Annotated in this window: 12 protein-coding genes; 7 read left to right on the top strand and 5 right to left on the bottom strand. The window is 71.6% G+C overall.

All coding sequences use genetic code 11. From position 1 onward, the window contains the following. Nucleotides 1-6: 6 nt before the first annotated feature. The 4 genes from AB0L25_RS08990 to AB0L25_RS08975 all read left to right on the top strand — a co-directional run bounded on the left by AB0L25_RS08990 (nucleotide 7) and on the right by AB0L25_RS08975 (nucleotide 9522). Entirely contained in the window at nucleotides 7-504 is a 498-nt protein-coding gene (locus AB0L25_RS08990; RefSeq protein ID WP_500170126.1) for an Rv1363c family protein, read from the top strand. Continuing rightward, nucleotides 501-1661 (top strand): Rv1363c family protein, encoded by a 1161-nt coding sequence (locus AB0L25_RS08985; RefSeq protein ID WP_500170124.1) that lies wholly within the window; start codon nucleotides 501-503, stop codon nucleotides 1659-1661. The genes AB0L25_RS08990 and AB0L25_RS08985 overlap by 4 nt, the downstream gene beginning before the upstream one ends. A gap of 499 nt (nucleotides 1662-2160) precedes the next feature. Further along, nucleotides 2161-5628 (top strand): DNA-directed RNA polymerase subunit beta, encoded by a 3468-nt coding sequence (gene rpoB / locus AB0L25_RS08980; RefSeq protein ID WP_500170123.1) that lies wholly within the window; start codon nucleotides 2161-2163, stop codon nucleotides 5626-5628. Nucleotides 5629-5649: 21 nt separating this feature from the next. After that, nucleotides 5650-9522, top strand: coding sequence for a DNA-directed RNA polymerase subunit beta' (locus AB0L25_RS08975; RefSeq protein WP_500170121.1), 3873 nt, complete (start codon nucleotides 5650-5652; stop codon nucleotides 9520-9522). Nucleotides 9523-9671: 149 nt separating this feature from the next. On the opposite strand, the gene AB0L25_RS08970 is transcribed toward AB0L25_RS08975, so the two are convergent. The 5 genes from AB0L25_RS08970 to AB0L25_RS08950 form a co-directional block, all read right to left on the bottom strand. Continuing rightward, entirely contained in the window at nucleotides 9672-13430 is a 3759-nt protein-coding gene (locus AB0L25_RS08970; protein ID WP_500170119.1) for an Ig-like domain repeat protein, read from the bottom strand. Nucleotides 13431-13441: 11 nt separating this feature from the next. Next, nucleotides 13442-14203, bottom strand: coding sequence for a HoxN/HupN/NixA family nickel/cobalt transporter (locus AB0L25_RS08965; RefSeq protein ID WP_500170117.1), 762 nt, complete (start codon nucleotides 14201-14203; stop codon nucleotides 13442-13444). After that, the gene (locus AB0L25_RS08960) at nucleotides 14200-14883 is read right to left on the bottom strand and encodes a hypothetical protein (RefSeq protein ID WP_500170115.1); all 684 of its coding nucleotides are present in this window, start codon (nucleotides 14881-14883) and stop codon (nucleotides 14200-14202) included. The genes AB0L25_RS08965 and AB0L25_RS08960 overlap by 4 nt, the downstream gene beginning before the upstream one ends. 266 nt (nucleotides 14884-15149) lie before the next feature. Then, entirely contained in the window at nucleotides 15150-15920 is a 771-nt protein-coding gene (locus AB0L25_RS08955) for a GNAT family N-acetyltransferase (protein ID WP_500170113.1), read from the bottom strand. Nucleotides 15921-16076: 156 nt separating this feature from the next. Then, a complete protein-coding gene (locus AB0L25_RS08950) occupies nucleotides 16077-16733 on the bottom strand; it encodes an SDR family NAD(P)-dependent oxidoreductase (RefSeq protein WP_500170111.1) in 657 nt (218 codons plus the stop codon). An 84-nt stretch (nucleotides 16734-16817) separates the two neighbouring features. Between AB0L25_RS08950 and AB0L25_RS08945 the strand changes: the two genes are divergently transcribed. The 3 genes from AB0L25_RS08945 to AB0L25_RS08935 all read left to right on the top strand — a co-directional run bounded on the left by AB0L25_RS08945 (nucleotide 16818) and on the right by AB0L25_RS08935 (nucleotide 19966). After that, the gene (locus tag AB0L25_RS08945) at nucleotides 16818-17702 is read left to right on the top strand and encodes a LysR family transcriptional regulator (RefSeq protein ID WP_500170109.1); all 885 of its coding nucleotides are present in this window, start codon (nucleotides 16818-16820) and stop codon (nucleotides 17700-17702) included. A 116-nt stretch (nucleotides 17703-17818) separates the two neighbouring features. Beyond that, nucleotides 17819-18052 (top strand): hypothetical protein, encoded by a 234-nt coding sequence (locus AB0L25_RS08940; RefSeq protein ID WP_500170107.1) that lies wholly within the window; start codon nucleotides 17819-17821, stop codon nucleotides 18050-18052. Nucleotides 18053-18463: 411 nt separating this feature from the next. After that, nucleotides 18464-19966, top strand: coding sequence for a hypothetical protein (locus tag AB0L25_RS08935; protein WP_500170105.1), 1503 nt, complete (start codon nucleotides 18464-18466; stop codon nucleotides 19964-19966). Nucleotides 19967-20378: the final 412 nt, after the last annotated feature.

Genomic DNA, 20378 nt, shown 5'->3' with positions numbered 1-20378 from the left:
GGCCCGATGAGCCGCCTCGGGGGGAAAGGGTCCCGCACGCTGGTCGTGGTGCTGAGCGTGGCCGTCGCCGGCCTGCTCGCCGGCACCGGCTGGCTCGGCTTCCGCGCCTGGCAGAACGGCGGCGACGCCGACGACTGGGCCCAGGCGCGGCAGTCCGCGCGGCAGATGGGCGTCAACCTGCTGACCCTGGACAGCAAGACCGCCCAGCAGGACCTCGACCGGATCGTGTCCGGCTCGACCGGCGACCTGAAGGACGAGCTCAGCTCCCAGTCCAAGGTCTTCCTGGACCAGCTGAACAAGACCAAGGCCCAGTCGACGGTGACCGACGTGGAGGCCGCGGTCGTCTCCATCGACGGGGACTCGGCCGAAGTGATGGTCTCCCTCAACGGCACGGTCACCAACGAGAAGGTCAAGAACGGCGTCACGCGCGCCTACCGGTACCTGATGCAGATGACCAAGGTCGATGACCGTTGGCTCGTTTCCCAACTGGAGATGGTCCCGTGACAGTGCTCGGCCGGGGCAAGCGCTCCTCCACAGAAAAGCCCGGCAAGGGCCGTAAGGGCGGCAAGGGCGTCCTGGAGAAGGACCCAGAAGAGGGCCTCACCCGGGAAGAGGCGGCCGCGAAGGCCGACACGGCGGAAGAGAAGGCGCGCCGGGCGGCCGAGCGGGCCGCCAAGGCCGAGGAGGCCGCCGAGGCGGCCCGGCTCGCCGAGGAGGCGGCCGCCCGCGCCAAGGAGGCCGCGCGGCTCGCGCAGATCGCCGCCGACGCCGCCTCCGCCGAGGCCGGGACGGACGACGACGCGGACGCCCCGGAGGAGTCCGGTGAGGCCGCCACATCGCTCGAGAAGAAGCGGAAGGGGCGGAAGGGCTCCGAAGTCGCACCCGAGGGTGACGAGGCCGCAGCGGGCGACTCAGCGGCTCCCACGGCCGTTTCCGCCGCCGCCGTCGACGACGAGACCGACGAGGAGACCGACGGCGACCGGATCGACGACGAGGACGACCTCGAGGACGACGACCTCGCCGACGAGGACGACTTCGAAGACGACGAAGACGAGGACGACGAGGACGACGAGGAAGAGTCCGAGGACGACGCGGAGGGCGCGGACGACGCGGAGACCGCGAAGTCGGGCGCCGACGCGTCGGACGACGACGAGCCCGCCCGCCCGTCCGGGCGGCGCGGCTCTCCCGCCGTCGTGATCGGCGTCCTGTCCGTCGTGGCGGTCGCGCTGGCCGCCGGCGCGGTGTTCCTCGGGCTGAAGGTCCGCGAGCAGCAGGCGACCGCCGACGCCCGCCGCGACGCCGTCGCCGCCGCGTCGAACTCCGCCAAGGCGCTGTCGTCCTACGACTACCGGACGCTGGAGACCGACCTGAAGTCGGCGTCCGCGACCACGACGGGCGACCTGCGCAAGGAGTTCGACACGCTCGCGGCCCAGCTGCGGACACAGGCGACGCAGCAGCAGGCCGTGTCCACGACGACGGTCCTCAAGGCCGGCGCGGTGAGCGCGAAGCCGGACGAGGTCGTCGTGCTGGTGTACGCGAACCGCGCGTCGGCGACGAACAAGGACACCGAGCCGCGGCTGCCGGAGCCGCTGCGGATTCGGATGATCATGGTCGAGAAGGACGGCGAGTGGCTGGCCCGGAAGCTGCAGGTCATCTCCTGACCTGAGGACGCGTTCCGAGATCGGGCGACCGCCCCCCGAGGGCGGTCGCCCGATCTACGTTCGGGGCCGCTTCCGCACCGCCGCGCCGCCTCGTCGAGGGCCCGTCCGGACGCCCGCACAGAGGCCCCCACAGGGGCCCGCACAGAGGCCCGAGGTGCCCGGAATCGCCCGTCTCCAGGGGCCTACCGCCGGGTAGGGGGAGCGATCCTAAACTATGGCCTTCCTCACTGCAGGTCAGAGCCCGAAAAGTCCAAGTCCGCTCTTGACTGCACGGGCTCGAGGGGCGATGCTCCAAGGCAACGTGATGCATACTGCGGCGCTAGAGTTGCGAGCGGTGTGGCGAGTCGGCTACACTGCCCCTTTGCGCTGCCCTCTGACTATCCGCGTGTGAGAGCACCCCTACAAGAGTCCGTTTTGGACCCTATCGCGTAGGTCTTGGACGTGGATCGTCTGGCGTGCGTGTCGTCAGTTACGCCGCGAGCCCTCGGAAGGACCACTCTTGGCAGCCTCGCGCAACGCCTCGAATACCGCAACCGGTCCGAACCGCGTCTCCTTCGCGCGCATCAAGGAGCCGCTCGAAGTCCCGGACCTCCTTGCTCTGCAGACCGACTCTGTTGACTGGCTGCTGGGCAACGAGAGGTGGAAGGCCCGGGTCGAGGCGGCCCAGAAGGCCGAAAGTAAGAGCGTCCCGACGCAGTCGGGCCTCGAGGAGATCTTCGAAGAGATCAGTCCCATCGAGGACTTCTCCGGGACCATGTCCCTCTCGTTCCGCGACCACCGGTTCGAGCCGCCCAAGTACTCCGTCGAGGAGTGCAAGGACAAGGACATGACCTACTCCGCCCCGATGTTCGTCACGGCGGAGTTCATCAACAACACCACCGGTGAGATCAAGAGCCAGACGGTGTTCATGGGCGACTTCCCGCTCATGACCCCGAAGGGCACCTTCATCATCAACGGCACCGAGCGCGTCGTCGTGTCGCAGCTGACCCGCTCGCCGGGTGTGTACTTCGACCGCGCCCTCGACAAGGCGTCCGACAAGGACATCTACGGCTGCCGGGTCATCCCGAGCCGCGGCGCCTGGCTCGAGTTCGAGATCGACAAGCGCGACAACGTCGGCGTGCGCATCGACCGCAAGCGCAAGCAGCCCGTCACCGTGCTGCTCAAGGCGCTCGGCTGGGACGAGGCGCGCATCCGCGAGCGCTTCGGCTCCTACGAGTCGATCAACGTGACCCTGGAGAAGGACCACACCTCCGGCCAGGACGACGCGCTGCTCGACATCTACCGCAAGCTGCGGCCGGGCGAGCCGCCGACGCGCGAGTCCGCGCAGACGCTGCTGGAGAACCTGTACTTCAACCCGAAGCGCTACGACGTCGCCAAGGTCGGCCGCTACAAGATCAACAAGAAGCTCGGCCTCGACCTGGACATGAACCAGGGCACCCTCACCGAGGACGACATCGTCGCGACGATCGAGTACCTCGTCCGGCTGCACGCCGGTGAGGAGGAGGCGACGCTCGGCGCCGTCTCCGTGCCGATCGAGGTCGACGACATCGACCACTTCGGCAACCGGCGCCTGCGCACGGTCGGCGAGCTGATCCAGAACCAGGTCCGGCTCGGCCTCGCCCGCATGGAGCGGGTCGTCCGCGAGCGGATGACCACCCAGGACGTCGAGGCGATCACGCCGCAGACGCTGATCAACATCCGGCCGGTCGTCGCCTCCATCAAGGAGTTCTTCGGCACCAGCCAGCTGTCGCAGTTCATGGACCAGACGAACCCGCTGGCCGGGCTGACGCACAAGCGCCGCCTGAACGCCCTCGGCCCCGGTGGTCTGTCGCGTGAGCGGGCGGGCATGGAGGTCCGCGACGTCCACCCGTCGCACTACGGCCGCATGTGCCCGATCGAGACGCCGGAAGGCCCGAACATCGGCCTGATCGGCTCGCTCGCCGCGTTCGGCCGGGTCAACCCGTTCGGGTTCGTCGAGACCCCGTACCGGCGCGTCACCGACGGCGTCGTCACCGAGCACATCGACTACCTGACCGCCGACGAGGAAGACCGCTTCGTCATCGCGCAGGCCAACTCCCTGCTCAACGACGACGGCACCTTCGTCGACGACCGCGTCCTGGTCCGCCGGAAGGGCGGCGAGATCGAGCTCGTCCCGGCCCGCGAGGTCCAGTACATGGACGTCTCGGCCCGGCAGATGACCTCGGTCGCCACCGCGATGATCCCGTTCCTGGAGCACGACGACGCCAACCGCGCGCTGATGGGCTCCAACATGCAGCGCCAGTCGGTGCCGCTGCTGCGCAGCGAGGCGCCGCTGGTCGGCACCGGCATGGAGTACCGCGCCGCGACCGACGCCGGCGACGTCATCACGGCCGAGAAGGCCGGCGTCGTCGAGGAGGTCTCCGCCGACTACGTCACCGTGATGAACGACGACGGCACGCGCACCACCTACCGCGTCGCGAAGTTCAAGCGGTCCAACCAGGGCACCTGCTTCAACCAGAAGCCGATCGTCGACGAGGGCCAGCGCGTCGAGGAGGGCCAGGTCATCGCCGACGGGCCCTGCACCGACAACGGCGAGATGGCGCTCGGCAAGAACCTCCTCGTGGCGTTCATGCCGTGGGAGGGCCACAACTACGAGGACGCGATCATCCTGTCGCAGCGCCTCGTGCAGGACGACGTCCTGTCCTCGATCCACATCGAGGAGCACGAGGTCGACGCCCGCGACACCAAGCTGGGCCCCGAGGAGATCACCCGGGACATCCCGAACGTCTCCGAGGAGGTCCTGGCCGACCTCGACGAGCGCGGCATCATCCGCGTCGGCGCCGACGTCGTGCCCGGCGACATCCTGGTCGGCAAGGTCACCCCGAAGGGCGAGACCGAGCTGACCCCGGAGGAGCGGCTGCTCCGCGCGATCTTCGGTGAGAAGGCGCGCGAGGTCCGCGACACGTCGCTGAAGGTGCCGCACGGCGAGCAGGGCAAGGTCATCGGCGTCCGGGTGTTCTCCCGCGACGAGGGCGACGAGCTCCCGCCCGGCGTGAACGAGCTGGTCCGGGTGTACGTCGCGCAGAAGCGCAAGATCACCGACGGCGACAAGCTGGCCGGCCGGCACGGCAACAAGGGCGTCATCTCCAAGGTGCTCCCCGTCGAGGACATGCCGTTCCTCGAGGACGGCACCCCGGTCGACATCGTCCTGAACCCGCTGGGCGTCCCCGGCCGGATGAACGTCGGCCAGGTCCTGGAGACGCACCTCGGCTGGGTCGCGAGCCGCGGCTGGAAGGTCGAGGGCGACGACGCCGAGTGGAAGCGCGCGCTCAAGGCCATCGGCGCCGACGAGGCCGCGCCGTGGACCAACACCGCGACCCCGGTGTTCGACGGCGCCCGCGAGGACGACGTCACCGGCCTGATCGAGTCCACCCTGCCGAACCGCGACGGGCAGCGGCTCGTCGGCCCGGGCGGCAAGGCGCGGCTCTTCGACGGCCGCACCGGCGAGCCCTACAAGGACCCGATCTCGGTCGGCTACATCTACATCCTCAAGCTGCTGCACCTGGTCGACGACAAGATCCACGCCCGGTCGACCGGTCCGTACTCCATGATCACCCAGCAGCCGCTCGGCGGTAAGGCCCAGTTCGGCGGCCAGCGCTTCGGTGAGATGGAGGTGTGGGCGCTGGAGGCGTACGGCGCCGCCTACGCCCTGCAGGAGCTCCTGACCATCAAGTCCGACGACGTCCTCGGCCGTGTGAAGGTCTACGAGGCCATCGTCAAGGGCGAGAACATCCCCGAGCCCGGCATTCCCGAGTCCTTCAAGGTGCTCATCAAGGAAATGCAGTCGCTCTGCCTCAACGTCGAGGTGCTCTCCAGCGACGGCATGTCCATCGAGATGCGCGACACCGACGAGGACGTCTTCCGCGCCGCGGAGGAGCTCGGCATCGACCTGTCCCGGCGCGAGCCGAGCAGTGTCGAAGAGGTCTGATCAACTCAAGGGGAAAACACGTTGCTTGACGTCAACTTCTTCGACGAGCTTCGCATCGGCCTGGCGACCGCCGACGACATCCGCCAGTGGTCCCACGGCGAGGTGAAGAAGCCGGAGACGATCAACTACCGGACCCTCAAGCCGGAGAAGGACGGGCTCTTCTGCGAGAAGATCTTCGGCCCGACCCGCGACTGGGAGTGCTACTGCGGCAAGTACAAGCGCGTCCGGTTCAAGGGCATCATCTGTGAGCGCTGCGGCGTCGAGGTGACCCGCGCCAAGGTGCGGCGTGAGCGGATGGGCCACATCGAGCTGGCCGCGCCGGTCACCCACATCTGGTACTTCAAGGGCGTCCCGTCGCGCCTCGGCTACCTGCTGGACCTGGCCCCGAAGGATCTCGAGAAGATCATCTACTTCGCGGCCTACATGATCACCAGCGTGGACGCCGAGCGCCGCGACCGCGACCTGCCGACGCTGGAGGCCCACATCTCCGTGGAGCGCCAGCAGATCGAGCAGGCCCGCGACGCGCAGGTCGAGGCCCGCCAGCAGAAGCTGGAGGCCGACCTGGCGGAGCTCGAGGAGGCCGGCGCGAAGGCCGACCAGAAGCGCAAGATCCGCGACGGCGCCGAGCGGGAGATGAAGCAGCTGCGGGACCGCTCGCAGCGCGAACTCGACCGTCTCGACGAGGTGTGGAACCGGTTCAAGAACCTCAAGGTCCAGGACCTCGAGGGCGACGAGCTGCTCTACCGCGAGATGCGCGACCGGTTCGGCCGGTACTTCGAGGGCGGCATGGGCGCCGCGGCCATCCAGGCCCGGCTGCAGAACTTCGACCTCGACGCCGAGGCCGAGAAGCTGCGCGACATCATCCGCACCGGCAAGGGCCAGAAGAAGGCCCGCGCCCTCAAGCGGCTGAAGGTCGTGTCCGCGTTCCTCAACACCCGCAACAGCCCGCTCGGCATGGTGCTGGACTGCATCCCGGTCATCCCGCCGGACCTGCGCCCGATGGTGCAGCTCGACGGCGGCCGGTTCGCGACGTCCGACCTGAACGACCTGTACCGCCGGGTCATCAACCGGAACAACCGCCTCAAGCGGCTGCTCGACCTCGGCGCGCCCGAGATCATCGTCAACAACGAGAAGCGGATGCTGCAGGAGGCCGTCGACGCGCTGTTCGACAACGGCCGCCGCGGCCGCCCGGTCACCGGGCCGGGCAACCGTCCGCTGAAGTCGCTGTCCGACATGCTCAAGGGCAAGCAGGGCCGGTTCCGCCAGAACCTGCTGGGCAAGCGCGTCGACTACTCCGGCCGTTCGGTCATCGTCGTCGGCCCGCAGCTCAAGCTGCACCAGTGCGGCCTGCCCAAGCAGATGGCGCTGGAGCTGTTCAAGCCGTTCGTCATGAAGCGGCTCGTCGACCTGAACCACGCGCAGAACATCAAGTCCGCCAAGCGGATGGTCGAGCGCGCGCGCCCGGTCGTGTGGGACGTCCTGGAAGAGGTCATCACCGAGCACCCGGTGCTGCTGAACCGGGCGCCGACCCTGCACCGCCTGGGCATCCAGGCGTTCGAGCCGCAGCTGGTCGAGGGCAAGGCCATCCAGATCCACCCGCTGGTCTGCACCGCGTTCAACGCGGACTTCGACGGCGACCAGATGGCGGTGCACCTGCCGCTGTCCGCCGAGGCGCAGGCCGAGGCGCGGATCCTGATGCTGTCCACGAACAACATCCTCAAGCCGTCCGACGGCAAGCCCGTCACCATGCCCACCCAGGACATGGTCATCGGCCTGTACTGGCTGACGACGGAGAAGGACGGCGCCGAGGGCGAGGGCCGCGCGTTCGGCTCGGTCGCCGAGGCGATCATGGCCTACGACCGGGGCGAGCTCGACCTGCAGGCCAAGATCGCCATCCGGCTGAAGGACGTCCCGCCGCCGCGCGGCTGGACGGCCCCGGAGGGCTACGACCCGTCGCAGCCGTACCGGATGGAGACCACGCTCGGCCGCGCGCTGTTCAACGAGGCGCTGCCCGCCGACTTCCCGTTCGTGAACGCGGAGATCGGCAAGAAGCAGCTCTCGGCGATCGTCAACGAGCTGGCGGAGACCTACCCGAAGGTCACCGTCGCGAACTCGCTCGACGCGCTCAAGAGCACCGGGTTCCACTGGGCGACCCGGTCGGGCGTCACCATCGCGATCGACGACGTCATCACGCCGCCCGGCAAGCAGGACATCCTGACCGGCTACGAGGCCCGTGCCGAGAAGGTGCAGCGCGAGTTCAACCGCGGTCTGATCACCGATGACGAGCGCAAGCAGGAGCTCATCGAGATCTGGAACCGGGCCACGGCCGACGTCGCCAAGAACATGGAGGAGGCGTTCCCGAAGGACAACCCGATCTGGATGATGATCCAGTCGGGCGCCCGCGGCAACCCGCTCCAGCTCCGGCAGATCGCCGGCATGCGCGGCCTGGTGTCGAACCCGAAGGGCGAGACGATCCCGCGGCCGATCAAGTCGTCGTTCCGCGAGGGCCTGTCGGTCGTCGAGTACTTCATCTCGACGCACGGCGCCCGGAAGGGTCTGGCCGACACCGCGCTGCGGACCGCCGACTCGGGTTACCTGACCCGTCGTCTGGTGGACGTCGCGCAGGACGTCATCGTCCGCGAGGTCGACTGCGGCACCGACCGCACGATCCCGTTCGAGGTCGCCGAGAAGCTGCCGGACGGCACGCTCGTCAAGCTCGCCACGACCGAGACCGCGCTGGTCGGCCGGACGATCGCCGAGGACGTCGAGGTGGACGGCACGGTGATCTTCCCGGCCGACACCGACCTGTCCGACTCGGTCGTGACGCGCCTGGTCGAGGCCGGCGTGGAGAGCGTCCGGACCCGCAGCGCCCTGGTCTGCGAGGCCAAGATCGGTGTCTGCGCCGCCTGCTACGGCCGCTCGCTGGCCACCGGCAAGCGGGTGGACGTCGGCGAGGCCGTCGGCATCATCGCGGCGCAGTCCATCGGTGAGCCCGGCACCCAGCTGACCATGCGGACGTTCCACACCGGCGGTGTCGCCGGCGGCGACATCACGCACGGTCTGCCGCGTGTCCAGGAGCTGTTCGAGGCCCGCATCCCCAAGGGCGTCGCCCCGATCAGCGAGGTCGCCGGCCGCGTCAAGATCGACGAGACGGAGAAGGCCCGCAAGGTCGTCGTCGTCCCGAACGACGGCTCCGACGAGATCGCCTACCAGGTGCCGATGCGGTCCCGCCTCCTGGTCAAGGAGGGCGAGGCCGTGGACGTGGGCCAGAAGCTCATCGCCGGTGCGATCAACCCGCACGAGGTGCTGCGCATCCTCGGCCCGCGCGCCGTCCAGCTCCACCTGGTCCAGGAGGTCCAGGAGGTCTACCGGTCGCAGGGCGTGTCGATCCACGACAAGCACATCGAGATCATCGTCCGCCAGATGCTGAAGCGGGTGAACATCCTCGAGTCGGGCGACACCGAGCTGCTGCCGGGCGACCTGGTGGAGCGGCCGATCTTCGAGGAGACGAACCGCAACGTCGTCGCCGAGGGCGGCCAGCCCGCCGCCGGCCGTCCGGTCCTGATGGGCATCACCAAGGCCTCGCTCGCGACCGAGTCGTGGCTGTCGGCGGCGTCCTTCCAGGAGACGACCCGGGTCCTCACCGAGGCCGCGATGCACGCCAAGAGCGACCCGCTGCTCGGCCTCAAGGAGAACGTCATCATCGGTAAGCTCATCCCGGCCGGTACCGGCATGCCGCAGTACCGCAACGTCCGGGTCGAGCCGACCGAGGAGGCGAAGGCCGCGGTGTACTCCGTCGGCTCCTACGACGACGGCGCCGAGTACGCCTTCGGGCAGGGCTCCGGCGAGGCCGTGCCGCTGGAGGAGTACGACTTCGGGCAGTACAACCGCTGATTCCGGAGTTCGCGCACTGACGACGCGCAAGAGCGAGGCCCCTTCCGGCACGAGCCGGAAGGGGCCTCGCCCTTTTTCCGTACAGGCCCGGCGTGTTGCTTCAGCCGGGGTTCTGGTCGGTCGGGCCGGGCTCTCCTTTCCGGGTCGGTCTACCTGCGGAGGGTGAAGGCGTCGGTCGCCTCGGCGAAGTTGGCGTCACCGCCGTACCGGGCGGTGACGGTCACGTCGCCCGAGCCGGGGATCGCGGACGGCGAGCACGAGGCCGCGCCCTTCGCGATCGTCCCGGTGCACAGCGCCGTGCCGTCGGCCGCCTGGAAGACGACCGTGCCGGTGGCGCGCTCGTCCAGTTCGGCTTCGAGCCTCGGCTGCGCGCCGCGGGCGTCGCCGTCGCCGCGCAGGCCGGGGTCGGCCTTGGCGACGGTCAGCGTCAGCGCCGCCGCGGACGCCCCGTACCGCTCGTCGCCCGAGTACCGCGCCGTCACCTCGTACGCGCCGGCCGGCAGGTCGGCGGGCGTCCGGCATTCGGCGCGGCCGCCGTCGACCTGTGCGTCGCACAGCACCGTGCCGTCGGCGGTCGCGAACGCCACCGTGCCGGTCGCGTCGCCGGGGAGGTTCCGGGCGCGGAGCCGGGCGTCCCGGCCGTACTCGGTGCCCTCGTCCCGGACGGTCATCGACGTGGCGGTGCGGTTCTTCCCGGTCGTGAACGACCAGACGGGCGACGTCGTCCGGTAGCCGTCGGCGTCGGTGGCCTCGACGTACCAGCTGTAGCGGGTGTCGGGCGACAGCTCGCCCGCCGGGACCGCGACCTGCGAGCCCGACGCGGCGTCCTGCACGGTGCCGACGGTCGTGGACGTCATCGCGGTGATGCCCACGTAGTCGGTGCTGACCTTGCGGGTGGGCGCCTGCAGGTCGAGCGGGACGGTGAAGTTCTCCAGCTCGGGGTCCCAGTAGTGGTTCCCGTCGCTGAGCACGGAGAACGTCTCGTTGCCGACCGTCTGGTTCGCGGTGTCGAAGCCGACGGTCCGCATCCAGCCGCCGCCGGACGTCGGGACCTCCTGGTAGTCGGCCAGCACCTCGACGATCACCCGCTCGCCCTCGCGCTTGACGTTCAGCGCGACGCCGTGGACGTGGCCGGAGAGGATCATGTCGACGTTCTCGTTCGGCAGGACGATCTCGTCGAAGATCTTCTGGCCGGGGCCGTAGTAGGCCCCGCCGACGGTGATGTACTGGTGCGTCGCGATCACGACGTTGTGCTCGGGATGCGCCTTGATGATCTTGTTCGCCCAGGCGATCTCCTCGGCGTCCAGGCTCCAGTCCAGGTACATGACCAGGTAGTCGGCGCCCGGGGTCGACACGATGTCGTAGTGCTGGACGTTGTCGTTGACCGTGCCGCCGTACCAGGGCTTGCCCGCGTACCGGGCCTCGCCGAAGTGCGTGCGGTACACCTCGTAGTGGCCGTTGCCGATGTCGTGGTTGCCGGGGACGATCCCGTACGGGAAGCCCGCGTCGTCCCACGTCTTCATGATCCGGGACGCGTTGGCCCACTCCTGGCTGACGCCGACGTGCTCGACGATGTCACCGGTGTGGACGCCGTACCCGATGTTCTTCTGGTAGCGGTTCTTGATCGCCCAGTCGACCATCTTCTGGTACGTCTCGGGCTCCCGCTCGGAGTAGTGCTGCGTGTCGGTCATCCACGCGAACACCGCGTCCTTCTCGGAGATCACCGACGCGGCGACGTCCTGCACCATGACCCGGGCCTTGCCGTCCCGGACGGTCTCGGTGACGCTCGCCCGCCCGCTCAGCGCGAGATCCCTGCCGCCCTCGCCGTCGTCGAGCAGCTGCCACTTCTGGGTGGAGTAGTTCCACACCGACAGCGCCGCGCGCTGCCCCGCAGGGACCGTGCCGTTCCAGTTGACGGTGTACTGCTGCGCCGCCAGGTTCGGCGGCACCTCCATCTCGAACTGCTGGAACGGGTACGCGCCGTCGCCCTCGGACGTCGCGACCTCGCCGTCCTTGGCCGCGAGCGCCTCGCGCGCCGCCCCGTCCACGGCGTCGCCGGCGACCCGTCCGGGCGCCGCCGCCGTCGACGAGCCCTGCGTCGCCGTGTTGGTCCCCGTGCCGTAGTCGCTCGTGTACGCCCACTTGACGGCGACGTCGACCGCGTCGCCCGCCGGGTCCCGCACGGTCACGCCGAGCGTCGTCCCGGACGGCGACACGTCCGTCGCGCCGTTGCCCGGCGTCGGGTCGGACGGCGCCAGCGGGTAGTTGCCGATCGTCGAGAAGACGATCTTCTTTTCGCCCTCGTTGCCGAGCTTGTCGACGGCCTTCGCGACGAGCGTGTGCTCGCCGTCCTTCAGGTCGTCCGCGGTGAACCGGTCGCCGTTGCGCACGGCCTTCCCGTCCAGCGTCAGCTCCAGCGACGCGACGCCGTGCGGGTCCTCGGCCGCGACATCGACGACGAACGGCTTCTCCTTGTACCGCTCGCCCGCCGCGGGGCTGTTGAACGTCACCGCGGGCACCGTGTTGTCGACGGTCACGGTCGCGGACGCCTTGCGGACGCTGCCGTCCTTGGCCGCGACGACCTCGTGCGTCCCGTCGTCCACCTGCGAGCTGTCCCACAGCGCCGCGTACTCCGTGCGGAACGACTCGGGGACGTCGAGGACGAACTCCTTGTAGTACGCCTTCGGGTTGATGTTGTCGCCGATCGTCATGATCGTGGACGGCGCGATCGACGGGTCCGCGACGGTGCGGCCGCCGCTGAACTCCAGCCGCGCGTTCCGCACCCGGAAGTCGTCGTTGTTGTTCTCACCGGCCTCGTCGACCGGGTCGGCGCCGCTGCCGGTGCGGATCCGCATCCGGTTCTCGCCCTGCCGCAGCTCGGCGAGCGGGACGGTCACCGACACCTCGGCGTAGTTGTTGATCGTCCCGACCTCGGGCTCGGCGATGATCTCGCCGTTCAGCCAGACGGTGTTGCGGAAGCTGCCCGTCTGGTAGTCGTCGGCCTGGAACACGAACGTCGGGTCCGGCGACGGCCGCGCCTCGGTCGGCAGCTCCGTCCCGTCGACGGCGATCGTCACCGGGCCGTCCGACCCGGCCACGACCTCGCGCGCCCCGCTGACCACGTCGCCGTCCGCGAGGCTCATGCTGACCGGACGGCCGTGGTCGACGTGGACCTCGGCCTCGGCCTTGCGGTCGCCGTCCTGCGACGTCGCCGTCACCGTGTAGGTGCCGGCCTCCAGCGCGGTCGTGTCCCACGTGTGCGTCGTCCGCGCCAGCAGCTGCTCCGCCGGCACCGCGATCGCCCAGTCGTGGGACGTGCTCATGTTCGCGCTGTCGCCGATGCGGATCACGGTCGTCGGCGACGTCGCCGGGTCCGCCGCGGTCGTCCCGTCGGCGAACTCCAGCCGCATGTTCCGGACGTTGAAGTCGTCGTTGTTGTTCACGGGGTCGTCCGGCATCGTCTTGCTGCCGGTGACGACGCGGACCGTGTTCCCGCCCGCCTTGAACGCCGACGCCGGGACCGACGCCCGGATCGGGGTGTAGCCGGACACGTCGCCGGGCGGCTGCGCCACCTGCACGCCGTTCACCCAGACGGTGTTGACGTGGCCCGCGCCGGCCTGCCAGCCGTCGGCCTCGAACACGACGTCGATCGTCGCCTCGGCCTGCGCGCCCTCCCGCTCCTCGCCGTCGATGGACAGCGTGACCGGCTGCCCGCCCTCCCGGTCGGTCGCCGCCAGCGGCACCCGCCCGGTGAGGATGTCGCCGTCCTGCACCGACAGCCAGATGCCGTCCTCGACGGCCCCCGTCTCGGCCACCGACACCCCGGCGCCGCCGAGCGCCAGGGCCAGGCCCGCGAGCGCCGCCACCGGCGCCCGGAGCCGCCGCCACGTTCTGTGACGTGATCTCATTCCTTGCCTTCCTAGAGTGCCACCAGGTTGCTCACCGCGACCGCGGTGATCGCGCAGCCGGCGATGGTGATGCCGGATGCGGCGAACAGGGGGGCCAGCCGGGACGCGAGTCGCACGGCGGCACGGGACCGGCCGACCCGCAGCACCAGGGCGCGGCCGTAGAGGGCGGTCAGGCCGACGGCGCACAGCACCGCGGCCATCCCGACGCCGGAGATCATCACGAGCGTCAGCGCGAAGCCGGAGCGCCCGCTGAACAGGCCCGTGATGAGGACGAGGAACGCGGACGGGGACGGCGTCAGGCCCCCGGACGCGCCGAGCAGCAACAACCCGGGACGGCTCGGCCCGTGGCCGTGTCCGTGCCCGTGGCCGTGTCCATGGCCATGCCCGTGGCCGTGGTGGTGGTGGCCCCGGTGGGCGGCGTGGCGCCAGAGCAGCCAGCCGCCGAGCGCGACCACGGAGACGCCCACGACCACCTGCAGGCCGCCGGTCAGCTCCTCCATCCGGACCAGGTCCGACAGCGAGAAGAACGTCCACGCGACCGCGATGACCAGCACCGACAGCGTGTGCATCACCGCGACGCTCGCTCCGAGGTACGCGGCGTCCCGCACGCGCCCGTCCGTCCCGATGAGGTACGCGGCGGCGAGGCTCTTGCCGTGCCCCGGGCCGATCGCGTGCAGCGCGCCGGCCACGAACGCGACGACGATCGCCGCCGGGGCGAACCCGGGGGAGTCGACGAACGCGACGAGCCGGTCGCCGAACCCGTCCCCGATCACGCCGCGCTCCGCCGCCGCCGGAACCACACGACCGCGGCGCCCGCGGCGACCACGACGCCGATCGGGACGGCCAGCCGCAGCACCGTCCCGGACGTCCGGGCGGCGCTCGCCGCGGAGCCGTCCAGCGTCCACGTGTGCGTGGGCGACGACTCGGCGTAGGTGTGCCGCTCGCCGCCGTCGCCGCTCGCGAGCGTCCGGTACGCGGGATGCAGGTCGAGCAGCGTCCGGACCGTCACCTCGGCGGACGCGACGGCCCGCGGGCAGTCGAACTCCAGCCGGGCGCCGTCCCGCACGAGGTCCGCCGCGGACACGAGCCTGCCGGGACACGCCGTCCCGTCCGACTTCACCTGGATGTTCTTCAGCAGGTACTCGCCGAGCCGCGCCGACTTCCCGAGCGTGACGGCGTCCGACTCGTCCGACTCCTCGGGGACGAGCGCGCCGTCCTTGTACACGTACGTCCGCTTGACCTTCAGCACCCGCAGGGCCAGCGCGAGCGCCGTCAGGTCGTCGGCCGCCGCCCGCCACCGCGCGTGCACGGTGGCCCCGTCGGCGCTCACCTCCAGCGTCTGCGGATCGCCGAACGGGTGCGCCCGCGCCGGGCTCGCGAGGAGGACGAGCGGGACGCACACGAGCACGGCGCAGGCCGTCACGGTGCGGAGCCGGAAACGAAGATCGCGCATGGCCGGAGACGCTAAGAACGGCAGAGGTGCGTCGCCCGATGGGAACGAAGATCCTCAACGACGGTTCGATGAACATTCAACGATCCGGGAACTCCGCCGCGAACCGCGCCCCCGGCCCCTACGCAACGTCGCTGAGCAGGAACGACGCGCGAGCGACCACCGACCTCCCCGCGCGCGGCCGCCCCTGGGGTGTCGATGCCCCCTGGGCGGGGCGACGTCTGTGGACTGCCGCCCTCCTCGGCGGGCGTGCCGCCGTCCGGGGGCGGTCAGGGGAGGGGGTGGCGGACCCAGACGTTCGGTTCGACGTAGACCGCGTGGTCGTGCGCGAGGTGGCAGTGCACCGGGACGAGCGCGCCCGGGACGTGCACGGGGCCGTCGGCGTCGAAGGGCAGGCCCGTCCACGCCCGCCATTCGGCGAGCGAGCCCGTGACCACCATCGACGCGGGCGCCACCGCCACGATCGTCCCGCCGGCCCGCGCGTGGGTGCGCAGCCACGGGTCGGCGGGGAGCCCGTCGGGCCTGGTGCGCCGCGCGTACTCGCGCATCGGCACGTCCGGTTCGCGGTCCTTCATCGTGGGGCGCACGGGCGCGACCACCTCCGCGAGTCCCGCCGCCCGCGCCGCCTCCTTGAGCGCCCGCAGCATCCGCGCGGCGAGGCCGGTGCCGCGCTGGTCGGGCCGGACGGCGATGCCGAGCAGGCCGAGCGCGTCCGGGGGGTCGCCGCGGCGGACGTCCGCGAGGGCCCACGTGAGGAGTTCGTCCCAGCCCCGGTCGGGCAGCATCCCCCGCCGCGCGAACGGCACCCCGCCGCCCTTGCCCGCTACGGCCCCGTCGGGGTCCACGGCCACGACGGAGAACTGCGGGAACCGCTCCGCGATGCCCCAGTAGCCGATGAACCGCCCCGCCGGGTCGTGCCCGACGAACGCGGGCACGTCGGCGTCCGCCCCCATCGGCGCGTCGGCGAGGCCGGGCCGCTCCACGAGCGTCTTGATCGCCGGGACCGGCCCGTTCCGGACCCGTCCGCGCACGTCCGTCATGTCGCCCTTCTCTCCCGGATCGGACGGTGAGTCGCCGGGCAGCCGGGCCGAACCGCGCTGTCGACCCGGCTGCCACCAGAGATGATTACGCAGAGTGACGACTCTGGGGAGTGTCGGGCGAGTAAGTGAATGTGGCGCCGGGGTAAGCGGCGTCCGTCACCACGGCAGCGGACGGCCGTCGCGGAAGAACCCGCCGGTGGGGCCGTCGTCGGGGAGGGTGGCGGCCCAGACGACGCCCGCCGCGCCGTCGGCGACGGGCCGGCCGCCGGGGCCGCCCATGTCGGTCGCGACCCAGCCGGGGCACACGGCGTTGACCAGGACCCCGTCGTGCCGGAGTTCGGCCGCCAGCATGCGGGTGAGGGCGTTGAGGGCGACCTTGGACGCGGTGTAGGCGGGGGTGCCGCCGCCCATGTTCGTCAGCGAGGCGACCTCGCTGGACACGTTGACGATCCGGCCGTGCCCGCTCTCGCGCAGCAGCGGCAGCATCGCCCGGACCAGCCGCCACGGGCCGTACAGGTTCGTCTCGGCGGCCTCCCGCACCACGTCCAGGTCGGCGTCGGCGGCGCGCTGCCACGTGTCGTAGGTGATCGCGGCGTTGTTCACCAGGACGTCCAGCCGCCCGAACCGCTCGGCGACCGTCTCCGCGGCCCGCGCGGCGTCGCCGTCCGAGGTCACGTCGAGCCGCAGCGGGACCTGCCCCGCGGCGGCCTCGGGGGAGCGGGCCGCCGCGATCACCGTGTGCCCGCGCTCGGCGAGCTGCGCGCAGACCTCCCGGCCGATGCCCCGGCTCGCCCCCGTCACCAACGCGATCATCGTCCGGCTCCTCTCCTCGGGACGGCACGATCGTGCGGCCCCACGCGCTTCCCCGTCCAATACCCGCCGTGATAGCCGTTGGCCATGGACGGTCATCTGCGCGATCTGCGGTATTTCGTCGCGGTCGCCGAGGAGCTGAACTTCACCCGCGCCGCCGAGCGCCTGTTCGTCTCCCAGCCCGCGCTGAGCAAGCAGATCCGCCGCCTGGAGGACGACCTGCGCGTGCGGCTGTTCGAGCGCGACCGGCGCACGGTGGCCCTCACCGCGCCCGGGGAGGCGCTGCTCCCGGCCGCGCGCGAGATGCTCGGCCGCTGGGACCAGGCGCAGCGCGAGGTCGCCGACGCCGCCGCCGCGGCGGCCGCGGTGCTGACCGTCGGGCTGTCCACGAGCGTCGGCCGCGGGCTGCTCGGCGCCGTCCGCGACCGGTTCGCCGAGCGCCGTCCGGGGTGGCGGCTGCGGATGCGGCAGATCGACTGGGCGGACGCCAGCGCCGGGCTCGCGTCCGGGGACGTCGACGTCGCGTTCGTCTGGCTGCCCGTCCCGGCCGCGGACGCCCTCCGCCTGCGGGTGGTCGCGCGGGAGCCGCGCTGGGTCGCGTTCCGCGACGACCATCGGCTCGCCGGGCGCGACGAGGTGGACTTCGCCGACCTCCTGGACGAGCCGTTCCTCGCCCTCCCGGAGAGCGCGGGCCCGCTGCGCGAGCACTGGCTCGGCGTCGCGCACCGCGGCGGCCGTCCCGTCCGGATCGGCGCGACGGTGGCGAACGCGGACGAGACGTTCGCGGCGATCGAGGAGGGCAGCGGCATCGTCCTGCTGTCCGCCGGGAACGCCGCGATCTACCGCCGTCCGGGCGTGCGCGCCGTCCCGGTGGCCGGGCTGCCGCCGTCCGAGCTGGCCGCCGCCTGGCGCCGCGGCGACGAGCGGACGGTCGTCCGCGACTTCGTCGACGCGCTGCCCACCGCCCCTTGACCTGGACGATCCGTCGTTTTCTTGACGTTTGGTCGCGTTTTGTGGCCGGTGTGCCCGGGGACTTACGCCTTGCTGACATACATGCATTTCGGGGGAGGAAACGCATGAAGAGGGTCATGACTGGAGCGCTGGTCGCCGCCATGGTCGCCGCCGGGGGGATCAGCGGTACCGCCGCGGCCGCCGAACCGCAGCCGCGGCAGCAGCAGACCCGGGACTGCCGCACCTATTCGAGCACCACCCGGTGCGGCGACGTCCGGCTCGACGAGAAGCAGCGAGCGTGCGTGTCCTCCAGCGTCCGGCTCGGCATGACCGAGCGCCGGGCCGAGGTGGAGTGCCAGGCCTTCCGCTGACGGACGGCCGCACGGGCCCGCCCCCGGACGACGTCCGAGGGCGGGCCTTCGTTCGTCGACGGCCCGCGCGCGGGGCGATCGGGGCCGTGATCCTCGTCATGGCGGCCCCGCGACGCGGGACGCGCGTGAGGAAGTCGACGTCCGGGCGGCCCGAGGGGTGGTGATCGTCGCCGCGGCGATGCATTGTGGACTGGGCCGCACCCGTTCCCGAGGGTGATTCCTAGCGCAGGGTGGTGATTTGCGATCGCACCTGCGAACGGGGCAGTCTGGGGACCGAGAACGCCCACGCGTGGCACGTCCGCTACGAGGGGAAACCGAGATCAGGTCCGGAGACCGCGTTATGCGCCGCGCGTCTCCGGGCGCACCGGGAGCCGAGGAGCCCCGGGACGACGGCGCTGAAGGAGCCCGACGATGACCGAGAATGACGGCGCGCAGGGACCGCAGCGGCCGTTGCCGGAAGACGAGGGCCAGGTCACGCCCCCGGAGGGGCAGGGAGAGCAGCCTCCCGCCCGCCCGCTGGGCGAGCGCACGGTGGTGTTCGGCGCCCCGCAGCTGGGCGGCCAGGCCCGCCCCGCCGCGCAGCCGCCGGCGCCGCAGCCCCCCGCCCCGCACCAGCAGCCGCCCGCCGGTCAGCAGCCGCCCGCCCCGCAGCAGCCGTATGGGCAGCAGCAGGGAGACCGCCCGGTGTCCCCGCCTCCGCCGACCATGGTGGAGCAGCCCGTCCAGCAGTTCGGCGAGCAGCCGCCGCCCCCGCCGCCGCAGCCCTACGGGCAGCCCGGCGGGTTCCCGCCCCCGGAGCAGCAGCAGTACGGGCAGCCGCCGCAGCAGCCCGGGTACCCGCAGCAGCCCGCGCACGGCGCCCCCGCGGAGCAGCCGCCGTTCGGCCAGCAGCCGTACGGGACGTCCACGGGCGGGTTCCCGCCGGTCGAGCCGCGCGGCCCGGAGAGCGCCCCGCCCGCCGAGCCGCCCGCCCCGCAGGAACCGGCCGCCGACCGGACGCTGATCGTCCCGAACCCGGGCACGGGGGAGCAGGAGAAGCCCCGCCCGAAGGTCGACGACCAGGCGACGCTGCACTGGTCGCCCGGCACCGACATCCCGGTCGCGACCGGTCCGGAGCGCCGGCAGGAGCCGCCGTCCGAGCCGTGGCAGGCGCCCGCCCCGCCGGCGACGCCGGAGCCGTGGTCGCCGGACGCCCAGCAGCCGCAGCAGCCGCAGCAGCAGCCGCAGGGCTTCGGCGGTATGGAGGAGCCCCCGGCGACGGAGGCGTTCGACCCGTCCGCCCAGGGCGCGCAGGGCCGTCCGGCGGAGTCGGGCGGCGGCCTCGCCGACCACACGGTGATGGACCTCGGCCAGCAGCAGTGGCAGACCGCGGGCCAGCCGCCGCAGCACCAGCAGCCGCCGCAGCCGGGCGCGCAGCAGTTCGGCCAGCAGGACTACGGCCAGCAGGACTTCGGTCAGCAGTCGCCCTACGGCCAGCAGCAGTTCGGGCAGCCCGACCAGCAGCAGTTCGGCCAGCAGCAGCAGCCGTATGAGCAGCAGCAGTACGGTCAGCAGGCGCCCGGACAGGCCCCCGGACAGGCCCCCGGACAGGCTCCGGGGCAGGCCCCCGGGCAGGGCACCGGCGGGCAGTACCCGCCGTTCGGCCAGCCCGACCAGCAGGGCGGCGACGAGCAGCACGGCGCGCTCCAGTTCGGCCAGCAGCAGCCCTACGGCCAGGCCCCCGGCGCGCCGGGAGCCCCGGGCCAGCCGGGCCAGTACGGTCAGCCGGGGCAGCCCGGCCAGTACGGGCAGCAGGCCGGGTACGGCGGGGACGCCGCCGGGTCGGGCGACAAGAAGAAGGTCGTCCTGATGACTGCGGGCGTCGGCATCGTCCTGCTCGTGGTGATCGTGGTGGCGGTGCTCTTCCTGCGCTAGCACGCCGGTCAAGTTTCGGACACATCTTCCCCAACACGGGGTGCGTGGGTCACAATGCCGACGGGTCTCCCGCCCAGCGGGCGGGAACTCCCCGTCGGCATTCGGCCGTTCTGGGGGGAAATCGGCCCCCACGGGCCCGGTCGGCTTGCGCCGGGAGGCGTCCGCGCGGTAGTGCGCTGCTCGCTTTGCACTTTGGCGTCGCGGTCGGTAACCTTTTCGCTTGTGCCCGCTGTATGCGGGCCGCTATGCGTGCGCTCAGGCGAAGCCCGTCAGGGCAGGGCCGGCGGCCGCATCCACTCCCCGGCTTGATTCGGCCCTTCTCGGGCCGGGCGGTCTGTGTCGGTTTCTTGTGGAGTCACTTCCGCGAGGTGGCGACACGCCCGACCGCGTGGGTCGGAGAGGGTCGGGAAAC

The sequence above is a fragment of the Spirillospora sp. NPDC052242 genome (genome assembly GCF_040679555.1).
Classification (GTDB): Bacteria; Actinomycetota; Actinomycetes; order Streptosporangiales; family Streptosporangiaceae; genus Spirillospora.
This window is presented reverse-complemented; position numbering and strand designations above follow the sequence as displayed.

Coding starts and splice junctions, on each gene's coding strand:
- AB0L25_RS08940 (WP_500170107.1), top strand. CDS start 17,819: ATGACTGGAGCGCTGGTCGCCGCCATGGTCGCCGCCGGGGGGATCAGC.
- AB0L25_RS08945 (WP_500170109.1), top strand. CDS start 16,818: ATGGACGGTCATCTGCGCGATCTGCGGTATTTCGTCGCGGTCGCCGAG.
- AB0L25_RS08970 (WP_500170119.1), bottom strand. CDS start 13,430: ATGAGATCACGTCACAGAACGTGGCGGCGGCTCCGGGCGCCGGTGGCG.
- AB0L25_RS08990 (WP_500170126.1), top strand. CDS start 7: ATGAGCCGCCTCGGGGGGAAAGGGTCCCGCACGCTGGTCGTGGTGCTG.
- AB0L25_RS08935 (WP_500170105.1), top strand. CDS start 18,464: ATGACCGAGAATGACGGCGCGCAGGGACCGCAGCGGCCGTTGCCGGAA.
- AB0L25_RS08955 (WP_500170113.1), bottom strand. CDS start 15,920: ATGACGGACGTGCGCGGACGGGTCCGGAACGGGCCGGTCCCGGCGATC.
- AB0L25_RS08960 (WP_500170115.1), bottom strand. CDS start 14,883: ATGCGCGATCTTCGTTTCCGGCTCCGCACCGTGACGGCCTGCGCCGTG.
- AB0L25_RS08950 (WP_500170111.1), bottom strand. CDS start 16,733: ATGATCGCGTTGGTGACGGGGGCGAGCCGGGGCATCGGCCGGGAGGTC.